Here is a 24,193-nt window from a genome sequence, read left to right as displayed (position 1 = left end):
AAAAAGAAAACCCGGTGGGAAAGAAATGCAGGAAGAATCGGGCAAGAATTGCACTAATTTAGTGCGCGAAGAGTATTTTCAGTGCAGTGCGGGGGAAAACCAGAATCACGATGCCTATTGATGGTGCGAAGCCATGAATAGACTGTCAGTCTGCACCACACAAGGCGGTGCAGACCGAGATACTATCCCAGATCGGTCTCAGTGCTCAGGACAAGCCTCAGTGCTGGTGGCTGCAAGGTCCTCTCCGGCGAGCTGCAATTGATACATTTGATAATAGCGCCCCTGCTGTTGCAGCAGTTGCTCATGCGTTCCCCGCTCAACGGTTTGCCCATGATGGAGCACCATAATCGTGTCGGCCTCAACGATAGTGGAAAGCCGATGAGCGATGATAATCAAGGTTGTCTGTTCCCTGATAATGCGCAGCGCCTTTTGCACCGCCTGCTCCGTACCTGAGTCAATATTCGCCGTCGCCTCATCGAGAATCAGGATTTTAGGCGTTTGCACCAGTACCCGCGCAATCGCCAACAGTTGCTTTTGTCCGGTAGACAGGTTATTTCCCTGCTCGCCAATGCGCGTATACAATCCTTCAGGAAAAGCCCGAACCAGTTCAGCAAGCTGCACCACTTCCAGCACGCGCCAGACGGCCTCTTCGCTGATATCACGCCCCAGCGTCACATTCACAAACATGGATTCCGCCAGCACAACCGGATCCTGTTGCACCATTGCCACATTTTGGCGCAACACCGCATGAGAGAGCGTCGACAGCGGGCGGCCATCGAGTCGAATCTCACCCTCATCCGGCGCGTAATACCCCATAAGCAAACTGGCTAGCGTACTTTTCCCACTGCCGGTATGCCCGACCAGCGCGACGAATCCGCGCTCTGGTATCGTCAGAGAAATATTCTGTAGCACGCGTTTTTCTGTGCCATACGAGAAAGAGACATCGTCAATATCGACACGCCCAGTCGCCAGAGGACGCTCATCATCGCCGTAGCGCTGCTTTTTGCCATCCATTAGTTCAAAGATACGCTCACCGGCGACAACCGCCTGCTGTAACATCGTTTGCTGAGTTGTCAGTTCAATCAGCGGTTCATTCAGACGGCCCAAATAGTTGATAAACGCGTACAAGACCCCGACGCCAACCGATCCAACTGAGCTGAAACCGAATTGGATTAACAAGCCACACAGCACCATCGCGGCAAACAGGCTCAGCAACGGCCTCAGCAGGAAACCCTCCAGACGCAGTACCTTCATCCGCGCTTCATAGTGCTCATGGCTGGCAGCCCCCAGTTTCTTGCCAAAGCGGGCCTGCTGGCGAAACTGCTGAATCACGCCCATGCCATTAATCACTTCATTGAAGCCATCATTGATGTCAGCCAGATAGCTCCGCACCTTGCGGACAATCGGCGTACTAAAGCGATGGTACAGCACCATGACCGTCGCTACCGCAGGGAAAATCATCAGTGCAACCAGCGCCATCTGCCAGTTCAGGCTGAACATCGCCACCAGCATCGCACCCACCAGCGCCGCACTGCGTAATACCGTTGACACCACCATGACGTACAGGTCTTTAACCACCTCGGTGTCATTGGTGACGCGTGAAATCAGTTGCCCGACTGGTTGCGTATCAAATGTACTCAACGGCTGGCGCAACGCCGCATCCATCACATCAATGCGCAGTTGCTGGACGACACCGACCGCAACGCGGTTGAACAACAGCGTCTGGAAATAATGCAGCGAGGCCGCCAGAATTTGCAGCAGGATATAGGCCATTGCCAGGCCCGCCGCAATCGCCAGCGGGAACTGGCCTTTTGCTACCAAATCGTCAATAAAATAGCTCACCAACACAGGGCCTGAGACTTCTGCGATTGCAGCAATCCACAGCATCAGGACGCCCTGTAACAGCGGTTTTCGCCAGGGGGAACCATAGGCCAGCAGACGTTTCAGGGTTGGCCAAAACTGTTGAGGGCTATTCATTTTTCGTTCCTTCCAACTGCGGCACATCATCCAGCGCCGCCTCCAGCTGTTGATAACGGTGCATATCCCGATACCAGCCGGGTTGTGCCACCAGCATCCGGTGTGTGCCACGCTGCACCGTTTGTCCTTGTTGCAACACCACAATTTCATTCGCTTCGGTTAGGGCTGACAGGCGATGTGCGCTGATAATCAGTGTCCGCTTTTCGCCCCATGTTTTGAGATTCTGCAAAATCTGGTGTTCCGTTCGCCCATCAACCGCAGACAGCGCATCGTCCAGCACCAAAATTTCAGCATCCAGCAACAGCGCTCGGGCAATCGCGATCCGCTGTTTTTGACCGCCTGATAACATCACGCCGCGCTCTCCGACCTCCGTCTGGTAACCCTGAGGTAAACGCAGAATGTCGTCATGAACGCTCGCAAGCCGCGCCGCCTGTTCAATTTCTTGTTGGGTAGCATCAGGCCGACCCAGTGCAATGTTTTGCGCTACGGTATCGGAAAACAAAAAAGGCATTTGTCCCACAACGGCAAAACGGCTGCGCAGCTCATCCAACCGAATGGCGCTCAATGGACGATCGTGATAACGAATCTCTCCCGATTGGGTATCGAAATGACGCAATATCAACGCCAGCAGCGTACTTTTCCCCGAGCCTGTCGGCCCACACAGCCCCAGCATATTGCCCGGTGCCAGCGTAAACTGAATATGTTGTAAAGCATCACGGGTATTATCCGGGTAGCGAAACGCGGAGATATTCACTTCCAGCACGCCTCGCTCGGCAGGCAACGATTCTTCACCGTCTTTCACCACGAGCTCTTCCGCAAGCAGTTGACGAATACGGCTATATGCCGCGCTACCACGCTCAACAATATTAAACATCCAGGCCAGCGCCAGCATCGGCCAGATCATCAATCCCAGATACATGACAAAGCTGGTCAACAAACCTAACGTCAGCGAACCGTTAATCACCATCCAACTGCCGCCACCAATCGCCAGCAAATTCGACAGCCCGACGGCAATATAAATGGTGGGATCGAAACGGGCATCAACGCGGGCAACATGCATATTTTTGGCACCGGCGTCCGCCGCAACCTGTGCAAAACGCGCGGACTGATAGTTTTCCAACCCGAAGGCTTTAATCATCCGAATGCTGGTCAAACCTTCCTGCGCCTGATCGTTAAGCGAAGAAAACGCGGCCTGTGCGGATTTAAAACGGTTATGCAGTTGGGTGCCATAGCGTTTGATGAAAATCGCCATGACCGGCATCGGAAGCAGCGCCAACAGGGTCAGTTCCCAACTGATTTGAGTACACATGACAACCAGTACAGCACAGCCCATCACCATTGAATCGACCAACGTCAGCACGCCTTCTCCGGCGGCAAAGACCACGCGATCGACATCGTTAGTCGCACGCGCCATCAGATCGCCGGTACGGTGACGCTGATAAAACGCCGGATGCTGGCGGCTCAGTTGGCGATAAAAATCCTCTCGTAGTTCAACCGCCAACTGGTATGACGCACCAAACAGAAACACGCGCCACACGTAGCGCAGCAGATAGACCATGATGGCAGTCAACAGCATCACGCCAATCCACTTCATCATTTCGGTCATCGACATGCCATGCTGCGTTACACCATCGACAATCACACCGACCAGTTTAGGGGGCAACAATTGCAGGATGGCAATCGCAATCAATAGGGCCACAGCACCCAGATAACGCCGCCATTCACGGCGAAAATACCAACTCAGTTGAGCAAAAAGTCTCACGCGGTTTTCATTCCAATAGCCAGACGGGTCATGACAGACTCATGACAAGCGATTATACAAAAGACGGATGGATGATGAATCACAGGGATAAGGGCAGTGCCGTGGTATGTTTGATTCGTTCCATAGCAAAGCTAGATGTTACATCGACCAGCCCGGGAATTCCATTCACCAGCCGTTTATAGAAATCATCATAGCTTTTCATATCAGCGACCTGAACCTGCATCAGATAATCGTATTCGCCAGCCATGCGGTAGAAAGCCAGCACCTCCGGCATATCGGACACCACGCGGGTGAAAGTCTGATACCAGTCGCGGTTATGCTGCTGCGTCTTCAATAAAACAAACGCCGTCAGCCCTAACCCCAGACGCTCATTATCCAGCAGCGCCACCCGAGCCCGGATGATCCCTTCCTCTTCCAGACGCTTCAGACGTTTCCAGCACGGCGTGGATGTCAGATTAACCGCATCGGCCAGCGTCTGTAGCGAAAGCGTGCAGTCCTGTTGCAGCATATTCAGCAGTGTGCGATCAATTTTATCCAACATAGTTATACCTAATATGGTTTTACCTAATGTAGTTTTACCTAAAAATAGCGCCGCCGATAGAAAACTCCCCCTACTCTCCCCCATTAAGAGAGAAAAGTAATGTTCTTCCCGCCCAGAATCATGGTGATAGCATTATTGGCAACATCGACATAGCAATGACCTTACCGACCTTCGTTGCGCAACCCCCGCTGTTATCATAATTTTAAAGATAGCAACTCGCCATTCGCCTAAGTAGGAAAATAATCTACACAAGAATAACTAAAGGTAAAAATATTCCCTTAAATTAGCCACAAGGAGATAAAAAGGTAATTTTTTTATCCTGAAAACTCGTTACTCTATTCGCATCACTGCCTAACCGAGTTTTCATCATGACTAATACCTGGGTTAAAAATGCCATCAGCGCTATCGAAGCAGATTTTCAGCGTTCGGCTGATACGCACCTTATCCGACTGACCCTGCCGGATTATCCCGGTATCTATTTTTACCTCAAAGATGAAAGCACACATCCCAGCGGCAGTCTGAAGCATCGTCTGGCTCGATCCTTATTTCTCTACGGGCTGTGCAACGGTTGGATTAAAGAAGGCACGCCGATTATTGAAGCGTCATCCGGTAGCACCGCCGTCTCAGAAGCCTATTTTGCACGTTTGCTTGGCCTGCCGTTTATCGCCGTCATGCCTTCCTGCACCGCAAAAAGAAAAATCGAGCAAATCGCTTTCTATGGCGGGCGCTGCCATTTTGTCGAACAGGCGGGACAAATCTATGCGGCATCTGAGCAGCTCGCACAAGAGATGAACGGCCATTATATGGATCAGTTCACCTACGCAGAACGCGCTACCGACTGGCGCGGCAACAACAATATTGCCGACAGCATTTACCGCCAAATGGCACGCGAACAGCATACCGTACCAGATTACATTGTAATGAGCGCAGGAACTGGCGGTACGTCAGCCACGCTCGGTCGCTACATTCGCTATCAGGGGCTGGGTACACAACTGGTCGTCGTCGATCCAGAAAACTCCGTCTTCTACGACTGTTACCAACAGCGGGATCGCTCCATCACTGGCCCATGCGGCAGTCGGATCGAAGGTATTGGCCGTCCGCGTGCCGAGCCGTCTTTTATTCCTGACGTCATTGATAGCATGATCAAAGTGCCGGATGCCGCCAGCATCGCAACGCTGTACTGGCTGGAAAGCGTGTTAGGCCGCAAAGCAGGTGCTTCCACCGGCACCAACGTCTGGGGAATGCTGCAACTGGCCAAAGAGATGGTGAACCGAGGTCAAAAAGGTGCGCTCGTGACTCTGCTCTGCGACAGCGGCGAACGCTATCTGGACACCTACTACAACAGCAGTTGGGTGGAAAAAAATATTGGTGACATTAGCCCTTATCTCAATGTGCTGAACAACCCAGAGATATCTCACCTTTCCCCTGAATCCAGCCTGATGTAACGACAGCCGAGCTATTTTTCAGGTAACTGGTTTTTTCAAATAACGTGTTTTTCAGATAGTGTGTTTTTTCAGATAACATAGCTTTTCAGGTAAAATAGTGACTTTACACCGCTGTGCGTTGCAGACGTATTGCGGTTAACGTCGCGTTAAGGTGAATGAAGAATGAAGCGTGCTGTTGTCGTTTTTAGCGGTGGACAAGATTCCACAACCTGCCTGATTCAGGCTCTTCAAGATTATGATGACGTCCACTGCATCACCTTCGATTATGGACAACGCCACCGCGCAGAAATCGATGTCGCTCGGGAACTCAGCCAGAAACTGGGGGCAACAGCGCATAAGGTTCTGGACGTCGGCTTGCTGAATGAACTCGCTACCAGCAGCCTGACGCGTGACAGTATTCCAGTCCCCGATTACGATGCCAATGCGCAAGGCATTCCCAACACCTTCGTTCCGGGAAGAAACATTCTTTTCCTGACGCTCGCTGCCATCTACGCTTATCAGGTTGGTGCCGAGGCCGTCATTACCGGCGTATGTGAGACCGATTTTTCCGGCTACCCTGATTGCCGCGACGAATTCGTCAAGGCACTGAACCAGGCTATTGTTTTAGGTATTGCCCGCGATATCCGTTTTGAAACCCCGCTGATGTGGCTTAATAAGGCCGAAACCTGGGCGCTGGCGGATCATTACCAGCAACTCGATACCGTTCGTTACCACACGTTAACTTGCTATAACGGCATCAAGGGTGATGGGTGTGGTCAATGTGCCGCCTGCCATTTGCGAGCAAATGGGCTCGCGCAATATCAAAACGACTCAGTGGCTATCATGGCATCGCTGAAGCAGAAAGCAGGGTTACGCTGAGACTTCACGTCGCTATGCAGAACTCTACATGCAGAACCATCACGCCATGTAAAAACAACAGGCCACACCGTACAGGTAGTGGCCTGTTGCTTCATGTTAACGGCGAATCTCGTTTAGGTGTTCCAGCAGTTCTCCCTCCAACGGCAGTGCTTTTTGCGTCAATAAATCGATGCAGACAAACGTCAGCGTGGCATCGGCCACGTCGCTTTCATCAGACACTCGGGTTATCTTCTGGCTGATCACGCCACTTTTCGTATTCATCTGTAGTAGCTCGCTATCAATACGCAGCACGTCACCGAGAACGGCAGGCTTGCGATAGTTGATATTGATGTTCACTACGACAAAAGCGACATTGTTGCTATGCATCCAGCCAAAAGCAGGCAACGTTTCCAGCCATTGCCAACGCGCCTCTTCCAGAAACTCCAGATAGCGCGCGTTATTAACGTGCTGATAAACATCAATGTGATAACCACGAACGGTAATGAAAGTCTGCATAACGGTAATACTCCTGTGACAAAACCAACAACTGGTATGACCTGGTAATTAGCCTAGCAGAGGTTCGCAGCCCAGAGGAAGTGCTCGACTGGGCTGCGACTGACATCACAGTTTTAAGCGAGAGAGATTTCGTTCAACCAACGCCGCTCCAATTCCCGGGACCTCAGTTAATTGATCTATCTGGGTAAAAGGACCATTTTGCTCACGATAGGTCACGATCGCTTCCGCCTTTTTAAGGCCAACACCGTTCATTATTTCCGCCAAATCGGCGGCGCTTGCTGCATTAATGCTTACCTTATCCTCATCACCATCAGGAAGCGTTGCTTTTTCCGCTTTCTGATCTGCTGGCGCAGACTTCACCGCTGTTGCCGTACTGTCAGCGGCTTTAGGTGCCGCCTGACCCAGTAATGGCAACCCAGACAAGCTCATCCCAATGATTAAGCACAGTGCTTTTATTCCTGATTTTTTCATGCTGTTTCCTCCTTGTGTGTGACAGCACGGCTACCTTGCCGCAGACTCATCAACACCGCAAACAGCAGAATTTAAATGTGGAAAAGGCCGCGAAAGCGGCCTTTTGTTGTTGCAACGATTTGCAAATTTTTGCGGAGCTTATTGCTGTTCTTGCGCCGCATTGCCCATCTTGATTTTCGCTTCACTGCGTAAGCTGGACAGCAGAGAATCAAACAGCGCGCCCAGAGAACCTTGCTGAACCTGGCTAGCAAACTGTGTTTTCTGCTCATCGTTTAGCTGATGTGGTGTCACGCTATCCAGCGCGACCAGCACGACATTACCGGCTTGATCCTGAGTAATCGCATAAGATGGCTTATCTTTCTCTGGATGCGGCATAGCAAAGATTGCTTCGGCCGTTGCATCACCCTGAGAGATAGAAGACATCGTTTTTGCCTCACCAAAGCTCAGGCCCGCAGCTTTAAGCGCGTCATCTTTACCTTGCTTCAATTCAGCCAGAATTTTTTCAGCGTCTACACGAGTCTGCTGTTCAGCCTTCTGACGTTTCAGCGTCTCTACGATCTCGGTACGAACCTGATCCAGAGGACGAGTACTTTCAGGCTTGTGCTCAGTGATACGCAGAACGAAAGCACGATCGCCGTCGACGTTAATCACATCGGAGTTGTTGCCCGCAGTACCATTCTCGCCCAGCAAAGCACCGCTAAAGATAGCCTGCGTTACCGGTTGGAAGTTCAGCGCAGCGGGAACTTTCTCACGCGTAAACCAGTCGGTCTGCGTGGCTTTCACACCAGCCGCTTCTTCTGCTGAAGCCAGAGACTCGTTGTCATTGCTGGCCGCTTCGCTGACTTTTTGTTGCAGCGCATAGTAACCATCCTGCGCCTTCTCGTGCTTCACTTTCTCAGCGATCTCGGCACGCACTTCGCTCAGCGGTTTGACCTGCTGCGGTTGAACATCATCCAGGCGCACAATCAGATAGCCAACAGAGGATTTAATCGCTTCGGAAACCTGACCTTTCTCTGTCAGTTTTGCCTGCTTCAGCTCATCAATCATGCTGTTTTCGTCCATCCATCCCAGATCGCCACCGTTGCGGCGCGAGATAACGTCCGTTGATTTTTCTTTCGCCAGCGTAGCGAAATCACCACCTTGCTTCAGCGCATCCAGAATAGACGCTGCATCGGCCTCATTCTTCACCTGAATCACGCTGAATTTTTTGCGCTCAGGTTGGGAATAGTCGCTCTTGTTCTGCTCGTAGAAATCATTGATGGCAGCATCGTCTACTTTCACGCCATCCATGATGCTTGCCGCATCCAGCGTGATATAGCTGACTTTGAATTCTTCTGGTGCGATGAAATTCCCTTTGTTTTGATCGTAATAACTCTGGATCTCATCGTCAGCAACCGTCTGTGCTTTCGCCTTGGCAGCAATATCAATGGTTGCAACACGGACAACACGATCTTGTGCAGCCAGTTTCACCAGATTATCGATCTCCTGCGGCAGCAGGAATGCGGTATTGCCAAAGCCGCGAATCAGTTGCTGTGAAGTCAGCTGCTTACGCAGCATCTGCGCATACATATCCGGCGTTACGCCAAGGCGACGAACCTGATCCAGATACTTTTCATTATCAAAACGGTTGTCGGTCTGAAACGCAGGAACGTCAAAGATCGCCTGTTTGATTTGCTCATCACTGATGTTCAACCCCAGCTTGTTGGCATACTGATCCAGCAAGGTTTCATCAATGAGTTGGGAGAGTGCCTGCCTACGCAATTGCTGCATATAGCCGTCATTACTCGCCAGAAGAGAGAAATTCTCTCCCAAGGTTTCCTGCTGACGACTGCGTTCGTTCTGTACCGCCTGCTCAAGCTGTGCGCGGGTAATTTCCTGCCCGTTCACCTTTGCAGCGTAATCTCCTGAACCACCAATAAGATAATCACCAACGCCAGTTAGAACGAATGATGCGATGATCAAAGCAAGAATAATTTTGAGCACGACGTTATTCGCGGCCGTACGTAAATTGTCCATCATAATGTGACAACACTCCGCTGTAGAATGGATAAAACTCCCTGCGCTGGCCGGAGCCATGCATCCTTGCGATTGCTATAGCCCAATACAAGGCTAGGGCGCATTTAAGCTTATTGCCCGCCACGTCTGCCATGTGCCGGGTATGTATAGTCCTAATAAATAAAAGGCACATCATAAAATGATGCGCCTCGTATCTTACCCTACCTATACCATTGCGTCAGGTATTGTTTGGCGACCAAAGTGGTTATCCGCCAAACCTGTGACGTAATAATCAGTTAACGGCGTCTTTCAGCGTCTTACCAGCACGGAATCCTGGTACTTTCGCCGCAGGGATACTGATTTCCTTACCAGTTTGCGGGTTACGGCCGGTACGAGCAGCACGTTCGCGCACTGAGAAAGTACCAAAACCAACCAAAGCAACATCATCCCCTTCTTTCAGGGATTCGGTAACGGAACCAATAATTGCATCTAACACACGCCCTGCTGCCGCTTTGGAAATATCAGCATCTGCGGCAATTTTGTCGATCAATTGTGACTTGTTCACTCTGTCATCCCCTCTGGAATTCTCTTATCGCGCTTCAATGTCCCAAGACGCGACACGTAACTTATTATCAATGCTGTCATGCTTAGCCAGTTACGGCTAAAACTAACAGTGCTCTAACTTAGCGGTACAAAAAAAAGCTGGCAAGCACGATTTCACTCACCAGCCCTGATTTTCTCAAGGGTTTTTGCGACAGGTCACTATTTTGCCTTGGCTTTGGTCTTGGCTTTAGGCGTCGAGACCACTTGCATACCAGAAGGCGCATTTTGCAACGCTAACGCTAACACTTCCTCAATACGTTTCACCGGATGGATTTCCAGATCGGCAATCACGTTCTGTGGGATATCCTCCAGATCGCGCTTGTTATCATCAGGAATCAATACCGTCTTGATACCACCACGGTGTGCAGCCAGCAGTTTCTCTTTCAGACCACCAATCGGCAGTACCAGACCACGCAGGGTAATCTCCCCCGTCATCGCCACATCGGCACGCACCGGATTACCGGTCAAACAAGAAACCAGCGCGGTACACATCGCAATACCCGCACTCGGACCATCTTTCGGCGTCGCACCTTCTGGAACGTGAACGTGGATATCACGCTTCTCGTAAAAATCAGCATTGATGCCTAATTTTTCCGCTCTGGCACGAACCACGGTAAGCGCAGCCTGAATCGACTCCTGCATGACCTCACCCAGTGAACCGGTATAAGTCAGCTTACCTTTGCCCGGTACGCAGGCCGTTTCAATCGTCAGCAGGTCGCCGCCCACTTCCGTCCAGGCCAGTCCGGTCACCTGCCCTACGCGATTTTCATCGTCCGCACGACCATAGTCAAAGCGCTGTACCCCAAGGAAATCCTTAAGGTTATCGCCCGAAATCTGGATATGCTTAGTGGATTTATCCATCAACAGCGTTTTTACTGCTTTACGGCACAGCTTGGAGATTTCACGCTCCAGACTACGTACGCCAGCTTCACGCGTGTAATAACGGATAATGCCAACAATCGCGCTGTCTTCTACCGACAGCTCGCCATTTTTCAGCGCATTACGTTCGATCTGTTTCGGCAGCAGATGCTGTTTGGCGATATTCAGTTTTTCGTCTTCGGTATAGCCGGAAAGACGAATGACTTCCATACGGTCAAGCAACGGTGCCGGGATGTTCATGGAGTTAGACGTCGCAACAAACATCACATCGGACAGATCGTAGTCGACCTCCAGATAGTGATCGTTAAACGCCACGTTTTGCTCAGGATCGAGCACTTCCAGCAAGGCAGAAGCCGGATCGCCACGCATGTCAGAAGACATCTTGTCGATCTCATCCAGCAGGAATAACGGGTTTTTCACACCAACTTTTGCCATTTTCTGGATCAGTTTGCCCGGCATGGAACCGATATAAGTACGGCGGTGACCGCGGATTTCCGCTTCGTCACGCACGCCACCCAGCGCCATACGCACATACTGACGTCCGGTCGCTTTGGCGATAGACTGACCGAGCGAGGTTTTACCCACGCCAGGAGGCCCCACCAGACACAGAATCGGCCCTCTGATCTTGCTGACTCGGCTCTGTACTGCGAGGTATTCGAGGATGCGTTCTTTCACGCGATCCAGACCATAATGGTCGGTATCCAGCATTTCCTGCGCTTTCAGCAAGTCTTTCTTCACTTTGCTGCGCGCATTCCACGGCACCTGCACCATCCAGTCAATATAGCTGCGCACCACCGTCGCTTCCGCTGACATCGGTGACATCATTTTCAGCTTTTGTAATTCTGCTTCGGCTTTCTCACGCGCGTCTTTCGGCATTTTCGCCGCGTCAATCTTGCGTTTTAACGCTTCGTGTTCATCCGGTGCGTCATCCATCTCACCCAGCTCTTTCTGAATGGCTTTCATTTGCTCATTCAGATAGTACTCACGCTGGCTTTTTTCCATTTGCTTCTTAACGCGGCCACGAATCCGTTTTTCTACCTGCAACAGGTCGATTTCGGATTCCATCATCGCCATCAGGTACTCCAAACGTTCAGTGATATCGAACATTTCAAGTACAGACTGCTTATCAGCCAGTTTCAGCGGCATGTGCGCAGCAATGGTATCGGCTAAACGCGCGGCATCATCAATGCTGTTCAGAGATGTCAGCACTTCCGGCGGGATCTTCTTGTTCAGCTTGATGTATCCCTCAAACTGATTGATCGCCGTGCGCATGAGCACTTCCTGCTCGCGCTCATCAATCGCTGGGGAGTCAAGATATTCTGCGTGTGCAGCGAAATGCTCACCGCTGTCAGAAAGCGTCGTAATACGCGCACGCTGTAACCCTTCGACCAGCACTTTTACCGTGCCGTCCGGCAGTTTCAGCATTTGAAGAATTGAGGCTACCGTCCCTACCGAGAAAAGATCGTTAATACTTGGCTCATCCGTTGAGGCCTCTTTCTGTGCCACCAGCATGATCTTCTTATCATGATCCATTGCGGCTTCAAGGCACCGAATCGATTTCTCCCGACCAACAAACAACGGAATGACCATGTGCGGATAAACCACCACATCGCGCAATGGCAATACGGGGATTTCTATGCGTTCGGAACGCTCAGGGTTCATAGAGCTCTCTCTTAGTTTCGTTTCCGCCAGGTTATGGGAATCTCGTGAAACGCGGTTTTCACGGGTTTCATCAAATAGGTATTTGAGTATATGGGGATAAATATCTCACATTCAACGACCAGCATGCGTGTAAAAAACAAATGGGGGATAAAATCCCCCATTTTTATTTTTCGATACGGCCAAATTGATTAATTATTCGCCGGACGCCTGCTGTGTCTCAGGCTTGCCGTAGATCAGCAATGGCTCAGATTGGCCCGCAATCACGGATTCATCAATGACGACTTTATCCACGCTTTCCAGCGATGGCAGGTCATACATGGTATCCAGCAGAGCAGCTTCAACGATAGAACGCAGACCACGTGCACCGGTTTTACGCGCCATCGCTTTCTTGGCAATTGCCGTCAGCGCTTCATCGCGGAATTCCAGCTCGACGCCTTCCAGGTTGAACAGCGCCTGATACTGTTTGGTCAGCGCATTCTTTGGCTCACGCAGAATCTGAATCAGTGCTTCTTCGCTCAGTTCTCTCAGCGTAGCCACTACTGGCAGACGGCCGATAAACTCAGGAATCAAACCGAATTTAATCAAGTCACCCGGTTCAACATTGCTTAACAGCTCGCCTTCTGTTGCTTTGTCAGCCGATCCTTTAACCGTCGCATTAAAGCCGATCCCGCGACCTGTATCGGTACGTTGCTCGATCACTTTGTCCAGACCCGCAAACGCGCCGCCGCAGATAAAGAGGATCTTAGAGGTATCAACCTGCAAGAACTCCTGCTGCGGATGTTTACGACCACCCTGCGGTGGAACTGCGGCGATCGTGCCCTCGATCAGCTTCAGCAGCGCCTGCTGCACGCCTTCACCAGATACGTCACGAGTGATCGACGGGTTGTCTGACTTACGAGAAATCTTGTCGATTTCATCGATGTAGACAATGCCACGCTGCGCTTTCTGCACATCGTAATCGCACTTCTGCAACAGCTTCTGAATGATGTTCTCGACGTCTTCACCGACGTAACCCGCTTCGGTCAACGTAGTGGCATCCGCCATGGTGAACGGGACATCCAGGAAGCGCGCCAGCGTTTCAGCCAGCAGCGTTTTACCGCTCCCCGTAGGGCCGATCAGCAGGATGTTACTTTTACCCAGTTCGATCCCGTTGCTGCTGTCACCATTACGCAAGCGTTTATAGTGGTTATATACCGCAACGGCCAATACCTTCTTGGCCTGCTCTTGGCCGATAACGTAATCGTCAAGGTGGCGGCGAATTTCGTGTGGCGTCGGCAACGCACTGCGCTCACGGTGGGGCGCCACTTCCTTAATTTCTTCGCGAATAATGTCGTTACACAAGTCAACACATTCATCGCAGATATACACCGACGGCCCGGCAATCAGCTTACGCACTTCATGCTGGCTTTTGCCGCAAAAAGAGCAGTACAGTAACTTTCCTGAACCGTCTTTGCGCTTATCTGTCATGAGTTAAACCTCTTTTTCGTCTTTTGCCCGCAGGCCAACCACAGCGATACCGCTACAACGAACGCCGATACTTATAGCTAATACGCGTAAAATAACCTCGCACAACAGACTATCGGTCGAACACTGATTTTTAGCTACACCAGACCGCTAATATGGCGAATTATTACCCACGGTTAGTGAATACGGAGTCTACCAAACCGTAGTCTACTGCCTCACTGGCAGAGAGGAAACGATCGCGCTCGGTGTCTCTCTCTATCGCTTCAAGAGGCTGACCCGTATGTTTCGCCATCAGCTCATTCATCTTGGCTTTCACTTTCAGTATTTCTTTGGCATGGATTTCAATATCCGTTGCCTGCCCCTGGAAACCGCCCAATGGCTGGTGAATCATAACGCGCGAGTTAGGCAGACAAATACGTTTACCTTTGGCTCCCGCCGTCAACAGGAACGCGCCCATAGAACAGGCCTGTCCCATACAGATCGTGCTGACATCTGGCTTGATAAACTGCATGGTGTCATAAATGGACATACCAGCAGTAATGACGCCACCTGGGGAATTAATGTACAGATAAATGTCTTTTTCTGGGTTTTCGGCTTCCAGAAACAGCATCTGTGCCACAACCAGGTTCGCCATGTGATCTTCGACCTGACCAGTCAGGAAGATTATCCGTTCTTTTAGCAGACGGGAATAGATATCGTAAGAACGTTCCCCACGCGAGGTCTGTTCAACCACCATCGGCACTAACGCCATATGAGGTGCTTGTCTTTCTTGTTCGCCACTGTATGACATTCACGTCTCCTAGATAAAATGCGTCCGGCACTCTTAGCGTTGTTCAATCATTGCGCTGTTCAATCATAGTATTACTCAATTCTACTAGAGATAGAGAGGGATGACTATGGAACCCTGCCCCATCCCAGTTGAACAACCCATATGGCCGAGAATCCTTACCTGCTGTGCCACTTTTCCTCTTCAGTGAGTGGGGGCACACGCATTGTATTTCAAGCTTACACTATCAATCGTTCTCTATTAAAGAGCCAATTATTTTATTCTTAACACGTTATCGGCACGGCAACGTTGTGGTTTAACTCGTTGCCTGACCTAACAAATTCTCTGTATGAGTTAATAATAGTGCAATTTCAGGCGACCATCTCTCATCGATTCACTGGCGGAGACGAAGGCGCTAAACGCCGGCGTTAAGTACCACCTAAACGATAATCATCAGTGTTGCTAACGCCACAAGCAAAAAGCCCGCGCCATAAGGCACGGGCTTTGATAGGGAAGCATCCCCGCTACGCAATAAACAATGTTGATATCAACAAGGTTTATGCCGTAGTTGTTTGATTCATCAGTTCGTTGAAGCTTACTGATTTCTCAACGACTTTCGCTTTAGCAAGTACGGTTTCTACCGCTTGCTCTTCCAGAGCAACGTTACGCATGTTGTTCAGCAGCTCTTTGTTTTTGCTGTAGAACTCGATAACTTCCTGCGGATCTTCGTAAGCAGAAGCCATCTCTTCGATCAGTGCATTAACGCGTGCTTCGTCAGCTTTCAGCTCATTGGTGCTGATAACTTCACCCAGCAACAGACCGATAACAACGCGACGTTTAGCTTGCTCTTCGAACAGCTCACGCGGTAATTCCTGCGCTTGCTTCTCGTTGCCGCCAAAACGCTGTGCAGCCTGACGACGCAGAACGTCGATTTCGCCATCGATCAGTGCAACTGGCACGTCGATTTCGTTGGCGTTGATCAGTCCGTCCAGAACCTGAGTTTTCACACGGTTACGCACCGCGCCTTTCAGCTCACGTTCCATATTTTTACGAACTTCAGCACGCAGACCTTCCTGAGAACCATCCGCCACGCCGAAACGCTTGATGAATTCTTCAGTCAGTTCAGGCAGCTCACGCTCTTCAACTTTCTTCAGGACGATAGCGAACTGAGCCGCTTTTCCTTTCAGGTTTTCAGCGTGGTAATCTTCTGGGAAGTTCACGTCGATAGTGAATTCTTCACCCGCTTTGTGTCCAACGATGCCATCTTCAAAGCCTGGGATCATGCGATTCTGGCCCATTGCCAGAACGAAGTCGGACGCTTTTCCGCCTTCAAAGACTTCACCGTCGATAGAGCCAGTGAAATCGATCGTTGCACGATCTTCCGCTGCCGCTGCGCGGTCAGTTTCTTTCCAGGTTGCCTGTTGCTTACGCAGCGTGTCCAGCATGGTATCAACGTCAGCATCAGTCACTTCAACAACCGGTTTTTCAACTTCGATCGCATCCAGACCTTTCAGTTCGATTTCCGGGTACACGTCAAACTCAACAGAGTAAGTGAAGTCGCCGCCTACAGCATATTCGCCAGGGATATAGTTAGGCGCGCCAACCGGATTAATTTTTTCTTTGATGATCGCGTCAACAAAGTTGCGCTGCATCAGGTCACCCAATACGTCCTGACGCACGGAGGCACCATAACGCTGAGCAACAACATTCATCGGCACTTTGCCTTTACGAAAACCGTCAATACGTACTTTTTTGGCCGCGTTGACCAGCTCGCTCTTCACCGCACTCTCAATGATGTCAGCAGCAACGGTAATCGTTACGCGACGTCCCAGACCTTGAGTGGTTTCAACTGAAACTTGCATCTTGTTACCTCAAAAAATCACAGTGATCGGTCAACCCCAAAACTATTCTCGCGACGAAAACTCTCACGACAGCAGGGCTGATTCAGCGCTGGCACCAAGGCGCACAGGCTTAAATAAACCTCGCAGAACCGGGAAATTGCCAACCCCGTCCCTGTAGTCAGAAGCGTCCCGAATACATTCAGGAAAAATAGACGCAGCATTATAGCGATATAGAGGGGATGAGTCGAGAACGGCGGGCAGACTATTACAGCAACGGATTCACACTTTTGTCAGTAACCCGCCCCGATATGTCAGGAACGGGCCATATTAATGACTCAAGACAGGATGCGAGCGCCACCGCAAGGCGGTGAAGAAGGGACGGCATTTTGCAAGCTGGTCCACTCTTTTATCGTATACGTATGTAGCGCGAGTGCATGCACCGACCCCGCCAGCTCCGCGGCCAGTACGGCATAGACTGCGCGATGCCGCCCAATCACACGTTCGCCCGTGAATTTATCGCTGACCAACACAACTTTAAAATGACTTTCCGCTCCCGCAGGCACGTTGTGGCGATAGCTCTCATCAATCACTTCTAAATGAACGGGTTCAAAACCCACACGCAGCTTTTCTTCTATCGTTTCACGCATCATACGACTACCCTTTCGGCTTGGGGAAAATGTGATATCAACGCGACATTGCTGTCATTCACCGATGTCCGAGTCAGTATAACCTTAGCGTTTTTTCAATCTGTTATGCCTAAGAGCGGCATGACAAAGAAGAAAAAAGGTCGCGAAGAGTGGAGATATCATCGGCGGTATTGATGTGATAAAAACGTTTTTCCGGGTCAACGGCATGAAAAAGATGAATTTCAGGACAATTTACCTGCTATCGGCTCTTTTTCCTGCCTGTGGCGATGATATGATATCAACAATATTTGTCAGCTCACCACACTAATCATTACTGAGAAAATACGAATGTTAAAAAAATTATTTTTCCCTCTTCTGGCCGTCATTCTGCTTGCAGGATGTGCAGCAAAAAGCAACACGCTGAACATCACCCCCAAAATCAGCCTGCCTTCCCAGGACCCGACGCTGATGGGCGTAACGATTAGTATCAATGGTGCAGACCAACGCGCCGATCAGGCTCTGGCGAAAGTGAATCGCGATGGCCAACTGATTACGCTGACGCCTTCTCGCGATCTGCGTTTCCTGTTGCAAGAAGCGCTGGAGAAACAAATGACCGCGCGTGGTTACATGATCGGTACTGGCGGCCCGGTAGCCTTGCAGATCGTGGTTAACCACCTGTACGCCGATGTCTCCGAAGGCAACCTGCGCTACAACATCACCACCAAAGCGGATATCTCCATCATTTCTCAGGCAGCAAATGGCAACAAGCAGGTGAAGAACTACCGCTCAACCTATAACGTTCAGGGCGCGTTTACTGCCAATAATGAGAACATTACCAATGCCGTTAACACGGTGTTAGGCGATGTCATCAACGACATGGCACAAGACACAACAGTAAGTAGCTTTATCAAAGAAAACGCCCGTTAATTTCTGTACGCCGCTTCCCTTGCTCCTGAACGCTCACGGAGCAAGGGAAAGGACTCTTCATGTTTAGTCGCATCATTGCTTTGTTCAGCCAACGTAATTCGCTTTTTATGCTGTTGCTTGGCTTCGCTTCCGGTTTACCACTGGCATTGACCTCCGGCACCTTGCAAGCCTGGATGACCGTCGAGAATGTCGATCTGAAAACCATTGGTTTCTTCTCTTTGGTTGGTCAGGCCTACGTATTCAAGTTCCTGTGGTCCCCGCTGATGGACCGCTACACCCCACCGTTTCTCGGCCGACGCCGCGGCTGGCTGATACTCAGTCAACTTATGCTGATTGCTGCCATTATTGGTATGGGGTTTATGAACCCGGCTCGCGATCTCTGGTGGCTGGCTGCGCTGGCGGTTCTGGTCGCGTTCTGCTCCGCTTCTCAGGATATTGTTTTTGATGCCTATAAGACGGATTTACTTCCCCCAGAAGAACGCGGTACAGGCGCAGCCACCTCGGTATTAGGTTATCGTCTGGCGATGCTGGTTTCTGGTGGACTGGCGTTGTGGATGGCCGATCGCTATTTCGGCTGGCAGGCCACCTATTGGTTAATGGCAGGACTCATGCTGATCGGTGTGTTCGCGACCCTGTTAGCACCGGAGCCACTGAATAGCCAGCCAGCGCCGCGCAGCATGGAGCAAGCGATTGTTGCCCCCCTGCGCGATTTCTTCGCACGCAACAACGCCTGGCTCATTCTTCTGCTTATCGTGTTATACAAGCTCGGTGACGCCTTTGCGGTCAGCCTGACGACAACCTTCCTGATACGCGGCGTTGGTTTCAATGCGGGTGATGTCGGGCTGGTTAATAAGACGCTTGGACTCTTCGCCACCATCGTGGGAGCCATTTACGGTGGATTATTGATGCAGCGGCTCTCCCTGTTCAGAGCGCTGATGCTGTTTGGTATTCTTCAGGCCGTGTCCAACGCGGGGTACTGGCTGCTGGCTATCACCGCCAAAAATCTGTTCACCATGGCTACCGCTGTTTTTCTGGAAAATCTCTGCGGCGGTATGGGGACAGCAGCATTCGTCGCGCTATTGATGACGCTATGTAATAAGTCGTTCTCAGCCACACAGTTTGCTCTGCTTTCCGCCCTTGCCGCCGTTGGACGGGTTTACGTTGGCCCTATCGCAGGCTGGTTTGTCGAATCCTATGGCTGGGCATGGTTCTACCTGTTCTCGATTTTTGCCGCGTTACCGGGTCTGGCCATCCTGCTGATCTGTCGTGAGACGTTGGAGTTTACCCAGAAAAGCGACACCTTTCAGTTACGCACAAACTTCCAGAACTATTACAAGAAAGCTTTACATTTGTTGGGATTGGGTGCGATCGTGCTGGCATTGTGGCTCATGCTGCTGATCAGCAATGCGCTGGAATGGTCCTCACTGCCAGAGGTAGCAGAATACCTGCTCACCGCAGGCGGCGCACTCGCTCTGCTGGGCATTTTCTTCGGTAGCTTGCTGGATTACCTGTCACTTCGGCGCGAGTCAAAACCGTCAACACACTGACGATATTTGTTCAGGCAGCGCACATCTGCTGCCTGAACCTATTACAGTTTTCCTTTATTTAATTATTTTTCCCATAATTATCTTGCTAGCTGGAATTTTATTTCCTCGTAAAAATCCGCCAGAACTAATTTCATTTGTCATCAAAAACGCAGATTGAACAAAAATTTTCACTAAATCGGAAATAGAAAATAAGCGTTACGGTGAGTTGTAATTTCTTATTATCCATCCATACTCTTATCGGGGTAGCCTCTTAATTTGCTGTTTTTCAATACCATTTTTATTTTGGCTATCTTTGTGACATTAAGGGCAAAAAACAGCAACAAACGGCTGACATAACCTTAATCATGTTTACAGTGCAGTAACCTTCCCGTAAAATGCCCGCTCGCGTAAAATGACAATAGAGCCCTTGTTATTGAGGTCGCTAGATGAGACTCAAGAAATACAATACAATTTTTGGGATGCTGTCTTTATTTGCAGCCACTGCTCTGCTGAGCGGTTGCGATATGGCGCTGATGAACCCCAAAGGAGAGATCGGGTTAGAGCAAAGATCGTTAATACTGACTGCCATCGGGCTGATGTTGATCGTTGTGATTCCCGTTATCGTTATGACGATAGCTTTTGCCTGGAAGTTCCGTGCTTCCAATGAAAAGGCAAAATATACCCCGAACTGGTCACACTCCAATAAGATAGAAGCAGTAGTTTGGACTGTACCAATTATCATTATCGTCATTCTTGGCACGATTACCTGGAAGACGACCCACTCGCTTGATCCCTATAAGCCACTGGTGTCAGACGTCAAACCTATCAATGTCGAAGTTGTTTCGCTTGACTGGAAATGGCTGTTTGTTTACCCGGACCTGGGTATCGCGACGGTTAACGAACTGGCTTTCCCTGCCAACGTACCTGTTGCGTTCAAGATTACATCCGACTCCGTGATGAACTCCTTCTTCATCCCTCGTCTTGGTGGACAAATCTATGCCATGGCCGGAATGCAGACGAAGCTCCACCTGATCGCTAACGAACCGGGCAAATATGACGGTATCTCTGGCGGCTATAGTGGTAAAGGCTTCTCTGGTATGAAGTTCACCGCGATTGCTACGCCAACTCAACAAGAGTTCGACCAGTGGGTTGCGAACGTTCGGTCGTCCCCTAAGACACTGAATACCATGGATGAATTCAACACCTTGGCTAAACCAAGTGAATTCCATCCTGTCGAATACTTCTCCAGTGTCCAGCCGGATTTGTTTAATAATCTTATTCGCAAATTCACAGGCAGCGGCATGAACATGCAACATCATGGTGAAGGCATGAAGCCCGAAGAAAACATGCAACACGGTGAGGGTATGAACATGGGCGAGCATAGCTCGCACAAAGGAGCCGAGGGATAATACGATGTTCGGAAAACTTACACTCGATGCGGTTCCGTATCACGAACCCATTATCATGGTCACCGTGGCGGCGATCATCGTTGGCGGCCTTGCGCTGCTGGCGGCAATAACCTATTTCGGTAAGTGGAAATGGCTGTGGGCCGAATGGTTCACCTCCGTCGACCACAAGAAAATCGGTATCATGTACATCATCGTCGGTCTGGTGATGATGATTCGTGGTTTTGCCGATGCCATCATGATGCGCGGCCAGCAGGTTTTGGCCTCTGCCGGGCAAGAAGGCTTCCTAAACGCTCACCACTACGATCAGATTTTCACCGCGCACGGTGTGATCATGATCTTCTTCGTGGCGACACCGTTCGTCGTTGGTCTGATGAACCTTGCGGTTCCCTTGCAGATCGGTGCGCGTGACGTTGCTTTCCCCTTCCTGAACTCCCTCAGCTTCTGGCTGTTTGTTGTCGGCGTTATCTTGATCAACCTCTCTCTTGGGGTCGGTGAGTTCGCGCAGACGGGTTGGGTGGCTTATCCGCCGCTTTCAGGAAAGGAGTACAGTCCCGGCGTCGGGGTCGATTACTGGATATGGAGTCTACAGATATCCGGTATCGGTACTACGCTGACGGGTGTTAACTTCTTCGCCACCATTCTGAAGATGCGCGCACCTGGCATGACGCTGATGAAAATGCCAGTATTTACCTGGACAGCACTGTGTACCAACGTGCTGATCATCGCCGCATTCCCGATATTGACCGTTACCATTGCGCTGCTGACGCTTGACCGTTACCTCGGCACCCATTTCTTTACCAATGATATGGGTGGCAACATGATGATGTACATCAACCTGATTTGGGCATGGGGTCATCCTGAGGTTTACATTCTGGTGCTGCCGATCTTTGGTGTTTACTCCGAAGTGGTTGCTACCTTCTGTAAAAAACGTCTGTTTGGCTACACCTCACTGGTGTGGGCAACCATTGCGATTACGGTTCTGTCGTTCATCGTTTGGCTGCACCACTTCTTTACCATGGGGTCCGGCGCGAACGTCAACGCCTTCTTCGGTATAGCCACCATGATTATTTCAATCCCAACCGGGGTTAAAATCTTCAACTGGCTGTTCACCATGTATCAAGGCCGTATTCAGTCTCACTCCACGATGCTGTGGACCACGGGTTTCATCATCACCTTCACCATCGGTGGGATGACCGGCGTACTGCTGGCCGTACCGGGCGCGAACTTTGTCCTGCACAACAGCCTGTTCCTGATTGCTCACTTCCATAACGTGATCATCGGCGGCGTCGTGTTTGGTTGCTTCGCGGGTATCACTTACTGGTTCCCGAAAGCCTTTGGTTTCACCCTGAACGAAACCTGGGGTAAACGTGCGTTCTGGTTCTGGATTATTGGCTTCTTCGTTGCCTTCATGCCGCTGTACGTCCTCGGCTTCATGGGGATGACGCGTCGTCTGAGTCAGCAAATCAACCCTGAATTCCACGCCTTGCTGGTTGTGGCATCCATCGGTGCAGTGCTGATCGGTATCGGTGTGCTGTGTCAGGTGATCCAGTTCTACGTCAGTATCCGTGACCGTCACCAGAACCGTGACCTGACGGGCGATCCGTGGGGTGGACGTACGCTGGAGTGGGCAACCTCTTCTCCTGCGCCGTTCTACAACTTCGCTGTCGTGCCGCATGTTGACGAGCGTGATGCGTTCTGGGAAGCGAAAGAGAAAGGTGAAGCTTACAAGCGCCCTGCCAGCTATGAAGAGATTCACATGCCGAAGAACACCGGCGCCGGTGTGATTATCTCCGCATTCAGCCTGGTATTCGGTTTTGCCATGATCTGGCATATCTGGTGGCTGGCCATCGCTGGCTTCGCAGGCATGATTGTGACCTGGATTGTGCATAGCTTTAATCAAGACGTGGATTACTACGTGCCGGTTAAAGAAATTGAGCAAATTGAGAATCAGAATTTTGATCAACTCAGTAAGGCAGGCGTGAAACATGTCAACTGAAACTCTGACTAACCACAATACCGCCCATGCAGAGCATGGGCACCACGACACAGGCGCCAATAAAGTATTCGGCTTCTGGGTCTACCTGATGAGCGACCTGATTATTTTCGGGTCACTGTTCGCGACCTATGCGGTACTGGTTAACGGTACTGCGGGTGGCCCAAGCGGGAAAGAGCTTTTCCAACTACCTTTCGTGCTGGTGGAAACGTTCGCGCTGTTGTTCAGTAGTATTACCTACGGCATGGCGATGATCGCCATGAACAAGGGCAACAAATCTCAGGTTAATACCTGGTTAGGCGTGACCTTCCTGTTCGGTCTGGTGTTTATCGGGATGGAAATCTATGAGTTCCATCATCTGATCGTGGAAGGCTATGGCCCGGATCGCAGCGCGTTCCTGTCAGCCTTCTTCGCACTGGTCGGCACTCACGGGCTCCACGTAACGGGCGGTCTGATCTGGTTGGTCATCATGATGATTCAGGTCTCTAAACGTGGCCTGACTGCAACCAACAAAACACGTCTGATGTGCCTGAGTCTGTTCTGGCACTTCCTCGACGTGGTATGGATCTGTGTCTTCACCGTTGTTTATCTGCTGGGGGCGATGTAATGAGTCATTCAACAACCGATCATTCAGGTGCCAGCCACGGCAGCGTTAAGTCATACGTGATAGGTTTTGTTCTGTCTGTGATTTTGACAGTGATTCCTTTCAGTATGGTCATGAGCGGCACTGCCTCGCATAGCGCCATCCTTTTCACGGTGGTGGGATGTGCAGTGGTTCAGATTCTGGTGCATCTGGTGTACTTCCTGCACCTGAATACGTCCTCAGAAGAGCGCTGGAACGTGGTGGCTCTTGTGTTTGCCGTCCTGATTATCGCTATTGTCGTCGTGGGCTCCATCTGGATTATGATGAGCGCACACCACAATATGATGATCCAGTAACAGAGCCGTAAAAG

20 protein-coding genes are annotated in these 24,193 nt (G+C 50.6%); 8 read left to right on the top strand and 12 right to left on the bottom strand.

What is annotated here, in order from left to right; all coding sequences use genetic code 11:
- Positions 1-198: 198 nt before the first annotated feature.
- The 3 genes from ACIPUG_RS16315 to ACIPUG_RS16305 all read right to left on the bottom strand — a co-directional run bounded on the left by ACIPUG_RS16315 (position 199) and on the right by ACIPUG_RS16305 (position 4,280).
- A complete protein-coding gene (locus ACIPUG_RS16315; protein ID WP_400339277.1) occupies positions 199-1,977 on the bottom strand; it encodes a SmdB family multidrug efflux ABC transporter permease/ATP-binding protein in 1,779 nt (592 codons plus the stop codon).
- The gene (locus ACIPUG_RS16310) at positions 1,970-3,739 is read right to left on the bottom strand and encodes a SmdA family multidrug ABC transporter permease/ATP-binding protein (RefSeq protein ID WP_400339275.1); all 1,770 of its coding nucleotides are present in this window, start codon (positions 3,737-3,739) and stop codon (positions 1,970-1,972) included. The genes ACIPUG_RS16315 and ACIPUG_RS16310 overlap by 8 nt, the downstream gene beginning before the upstream one ends.
- A 79-nt stretch (positions 3,740-3,818) precedes the next feature.
- Complete coding sequence (locus tag ACIPUG_RS16305; protein ID WP_005976040.1) at positions 3,819-4,280, bottom strand: Lrp/AsnC family transcriptional regulator; 462 nt, start codon at positions 4,278-4,280, stop codon at positions 3,819-3,821.
- 368 nt (positions 4,281-4,648) lie between these two features.
- Here ACIPUG_RS16305 and ACIPUG_RS16300 point away from each other — a divergent pair, with 368 nt between their 5' ends.
- Together ACIPUG_RS16300 and queC are read left to right on the top strand one after the other, a co-directional pair.
- A complete protein-coding gene (locus ACIPUG_RS16300; protein ID WP_400339273.1) occupies positions 4,649-5,725 on the top strand; it encodes a PLP-dependent cysteine synthase family protein in 1,077 nt (358 codons plus the stop codon).
- A 162-nt stretch (positions 5,726-5,887) separates the two neighbouring features.
- Positions 5,888-6,583, top strand: coding sequence for a 7-cyano-7-deazaguanine synthase QueC (gene queC / locus ACIPUG_RS16295; RefSeq protein WP_010282163.1), 696 nt, complete (start codon positions 5,888-5,890; stop codon positions 6,581-6,583).
- A gap of 96 nt (positions 6,584-6,679) precedes the next feature.
- Here the strand turns inward: queC and ACIPUG_RS16290 are convergent, their stop codons facing one another.
- The 9 genes from ACIPUG_RS16290 to bolA all read right to left on the bottom strand — a co-directional run bounded on the left by ACIPUG_RS16290 (position 6,680) and on the right by bolA (position 17,409).
- On the bottom strand, positions 6,680-7,078 hold the full coding sequence (locus ACIPUG_RS16290) for a thioesterase family protein (protein ID WP_014914532.1): 399 nt from the start codon (positions 7,076-7,078) through the stop codon (positions 6,680-6,682).
- A gap of 105 nt (positions 7,079-7,183) precedes the next feature.
- Complete coding sequence (locus ACIPUG_RS16285; RefSeq protein WP_039499031.1) at positions 7,184-7,549, bottom strand: helix-hairpin-helix domain-containing protein; 366 nt, start codon at positions 7,547-7,549, stop codon at positions 7,184-7,186.
- A 138-nt stretch (positions 7,550-7,687) separates the two neighbouring features.
- Positions 7,688-9,568, bottom strand: a complete 1,881-nt coding sequence (gene ppiD, locus ACIPUG_RS16280; RefSeq protein ID WP_039466856.1) for a peptidylprolyl isomerase — start codon at positions 9,566-9,568, stop codon at positions 7,688-7,690.
- A gap of 268 nt (positions 9,569-9,836) precedes the next feature.
- Complete coding sequence (gene hupB / locus ACIPUG_RS16275) at positions 9,837-10,109, bottom strand: nucleoid-associated protein HU-beta (protein WP_005976031.1); 273 nt, start codon at positions 10,107-10,109, stop codon at positions 9,837-9,839.
- A 197-nt stretch (positions 10,110-10,306) separates the two neighbouring features.
- Positions 10,307-12,688, bottom strand: a complete 2,382-nt coding sequence (gene lon, locus ACIPUG_RS16270; RefSeq protein WP_010282144.1) for an endopeptidase La — start codon at positions 12,686-12,688, stop codon at positions 10,307-10,309.
- Between the two features lie 192 nt (positions 12,689-12,880).
- Positions 12,881-14,155, bottom strand: coding sequence for an ATP-dependent protease ATP-binding subunit ClpX (clpX, locus tag ACIPUG_RS16265; protein ID WP_010282142.1), 1,275 nt, complete (start codon positions 14,153-14,155; stop codon positions 12,881-12,883).
- A gap of 163 nt (positions 14,156-14,318) precedes the next feature.
- Positions 14,319-14,942 carry an ATP-dependent Clp endopeptidase proteolytic subunit ClpP gene (clpP, locus tag ACIPUG_RS16260; protein ID WP_010282141.1) on the bottom strand — a complete coding sequence of 208 codons (624 nt, stop codon included), beginning with the start codon at positions 14,940-14,942 and terminating at the stop codon, positions 14,319-14,321.
- Positions 14,943-15,475: 533 nt separating this feature from the next.
- Positions 15,476-16,780, bottom strand: coding sequence for a trigger factor (gene tig, locus ACIPUG_RS16255; RefSeq protein ID WP_010304174.1), 1,305 nt, complete (start codon positions 16,778-16,780; stop codon positions 15,476-15,478).
- Positions 16,781-17,094: 314 nt separating this feature from the next.
- Entirely contained in the window at positions 17,095-17,409 is a 315-nt protein-coding gene (bolA, locus tag ACIPUG_RS16250; RefSeq protein ID WP_400339270.1) for a transcriptional regulator BolA, read from the bottom strand.
- 324 nt (positions 17,410-17,733) lie between these two features.
- On the opposite strand from bolA, the gene ACIPUG_RS16245 reads away from it, so the two are divergent.
- The 6 genes from ACIPUG_RS16245 (at position 17,734) to ACIPUG_RS16220 (ending at position 24,179) form a co-directional block, all read left to right on the top strand.
- Positions 17,734-18,312: a lipoprotein gene (locus ACIPUG_RS16245; RefSeq protein WP_039274486.1), complete on the top strand. Its 579-nt coding sequence runs from the start codon at positions 17,734-17,736 to the stop codon at positions 18,310-18,312.
- Between the two features lie 59 nt (positions 18,313-18,371).
- The gene (gene ampG / locus ACIPUG_RS16240) at positions 18,372-19,859 is read left to right on the top strand and encodes a muropeptide MFS transporter AmpG (RefSeq protein WP_400339268.1); all 1,488 of its coding nucleotides are present in this window, start codon (positions 18,372-18,374) and stop codon (positions 19,857-19,859) included.
- Between the two features lie 425 nt (positions 19,860-20,284).
- Positions 20,285-21,247 carry a cytochrome o ubiquinol oxidase subunit II gene (gene cyoA, locus ACIPUG_RS16235; RefSeq protein ID WP_039499027.1) on the top strand — a complete coding sequence of 321 codons (963 nt, stop codon included), beginning with the start codon at positions 20,285-20,287 and terminating at the stop codon, positions 21,245-21,247.
- Between the two features lie 4 nt (positions 21,248-21,251).
- Positions 21,252-23,243 (top strand): cytochrome o ubiquinol oxidase subunit I, encoded by a 1,992-nt coding sequence (gene cyoB / locus ACIPUG_RS16230; protein ID WP_014914525.1) that lies wholly within the window; start codon positions 21,252-21,254, stop codon positions 23,241-23,243.
- Positions 23,233-23,847, top strand: coding sequence for a cytochrome o ubiquinol oxidase subunit III (locus ACIPUG_RS16225; protein WP_014914524.1), 615 nt, complete (start codon positions 23,233-23,235; stop codon positions 23,845-23,847). Before cyoB ends, ACIPUG_RS16225 begins: the two co-directional genes overlap by 11 nt.
- A complete protein-coding gene (locus ACIPUG_RS16220; protein WP_010282099.1) occupies positions 23,847-24,179 on the top strand; it encodes a cytochrome o ubiquinol oxidase subunit IV in 333 nt (110 codons plus the stop codon). Before ACIPUG_RS16225 ends, ACIPUG_RS16220 begins: the two co-directional genes overlap by 1 nt.
- The last annotated feature ends 14 nt before the right edge of the window (positions 24,180-24,193 follow it).

The sequence above is a fragment of the Pectobacterium sp. CHL-2024 genome (assembly GCF_044751765.1).
Taxonomy (GTDB): Bacteria; Pseudomonadota; Gammaproteobacteria; order Enterobacterales; family Enterobacteriaceae; genus Pectobacterium; species Pectobacterium brasiliense.
Note: the sequence above shows the minus strand (reverse complement) of the source record. Positions and strands in the feature narration are given on the sequence as shown.

What these genes read in the sequence shown, in the direction of transcription:
- ACIPUG_RS16315 (WP_400339277.1), bottom strand. Translation starts at nt 1,977, where the DNA reads ATGAATAGCCCTCAACAGTTTTGGCCAACCCTGAAACGTCTGCTGGCC.
- ACIPUG_RS16305 (WP_005976040.1), bottom strand. Translation starts at nt 4,280, where the DNA reads ATGTTGGATAAAATTGATCGCACACTGCTGAATATGCTGCAACAGGAC.
- ACIPUG_RS16300 (WP_400339273.1), top strand. Translation starts at nt 4,649, where the DNA reads ATGACTAATACCTGGGTTAAAAATGCCATCAGCGCTATCGAAGCAGAT.
- queC (WP_010282163.1), top strand. Translation starts at nt 5,888, where the DNA reads ATGAAGCGTGCTGTTGTCGTTTTTAGCGGTGGACAAGATTCCACAACC.
- ACIPUG_RS16290 (WP_014914532.1), bottom strand. Translation starts at nt 7,078, where the DNA reads ATGCAGACTTTCATTACCGTTCGTGGTTATCACATTGATGTTTATCAG.
- ACIPUG_RS16285 (WP_039499031.1), bottom strand. Translation starts at nt 7,549, where the DNA reads ATGAAAAAATCAGGAATAAAAGCACTGTGCTTAATCATTGGGATGAGC.
- ppiD (WP_039466856.1), bottom strand. Translation starts at nt 9,568, where the DNA reads ATGATGGACAATTTACGTACGGCCGCGAATAACGTCGTGCTCAAAATT.
- lon (WP_010282144.1), bottom strand. Translation starts at nt 12,688, where the DNA reads ATGAACCCTGAGCGTTCCGAACGCATAGAAATCCCCGTATTGCCATTG.
- clpX (WP_010282142.1), bottom strand. Translation starts at nt 14,155, where the DNA reads ATGACAGATAAGCGCAAAGACGGTTCAGGAAAGTTACTGTACTGCTCT.
- clpP (WP_010282141.1), bottom strand. Translation starts at nt 14,942, where the DNA reads ATGTCATACAGTGGCGAACAAGAAAGACAAGCACCTCATATGGCGTTA.
- tig (WP_010304174.1), bottom strand. Translation starts at nt 16,780, where the DNA reads ATGCAAGTTTCAGTTGAAACCACTCAAGGTCTGGGACGTCGCGTAACG.
- bolA (WP_400339270.1), bottom strand. Translation starts at nt 17,409, where the DNA reads ATGATGCGTGAAACGATAGAAGAAAAGCTGCGTGTGGGTTTTGAACCC.
- ACIPUG_RS16245 (WP_039274486.1), top strand. Translation starts at nt 17,734, where the DNA reads ATGTTAAAAAAATTATTTTTCCCTCTTCTGGCCGTCATTCTGCTTGCA.
- ampG (WP_400339268.1), top strand. Translation starts at nt 18,372, where the DNA reads ATGTTTAGTCGCATCATTGCTTTGTTCAGCCAACGTAATTCGCTTTTT.
- cyoA (WP_039499027.1), top strand. Translation starts at nt 20,285, where the DNA reads ATGAGACTCAAGAAATACAATACAATTTTTGGGATGCTGTCTTTATTT.
- cyoB (WP_014914525.1), top strand. Translation starts at nt 21,252, where the DNA reads ATGTTCGGAAAACTTACACTCGATGCGGTTCCGTATCACGAACCCATT.
- ACIPUG_RS16225 (WP_014914524.1), top strand. Translation starts at nt 23,233, where the DNA reads ATGTCAACTGAAACTCTGACTAACCACAATACCGCCCATGCAGAGCAT.
- ACIPUG_RS16220 (WP_010282099.1), top strand. Translation starts at nt 23,847, where the DNA reads ATGAGTCATTCAACAACCGATCATTCAGGTGCCAGCCACGGCAGCGTT.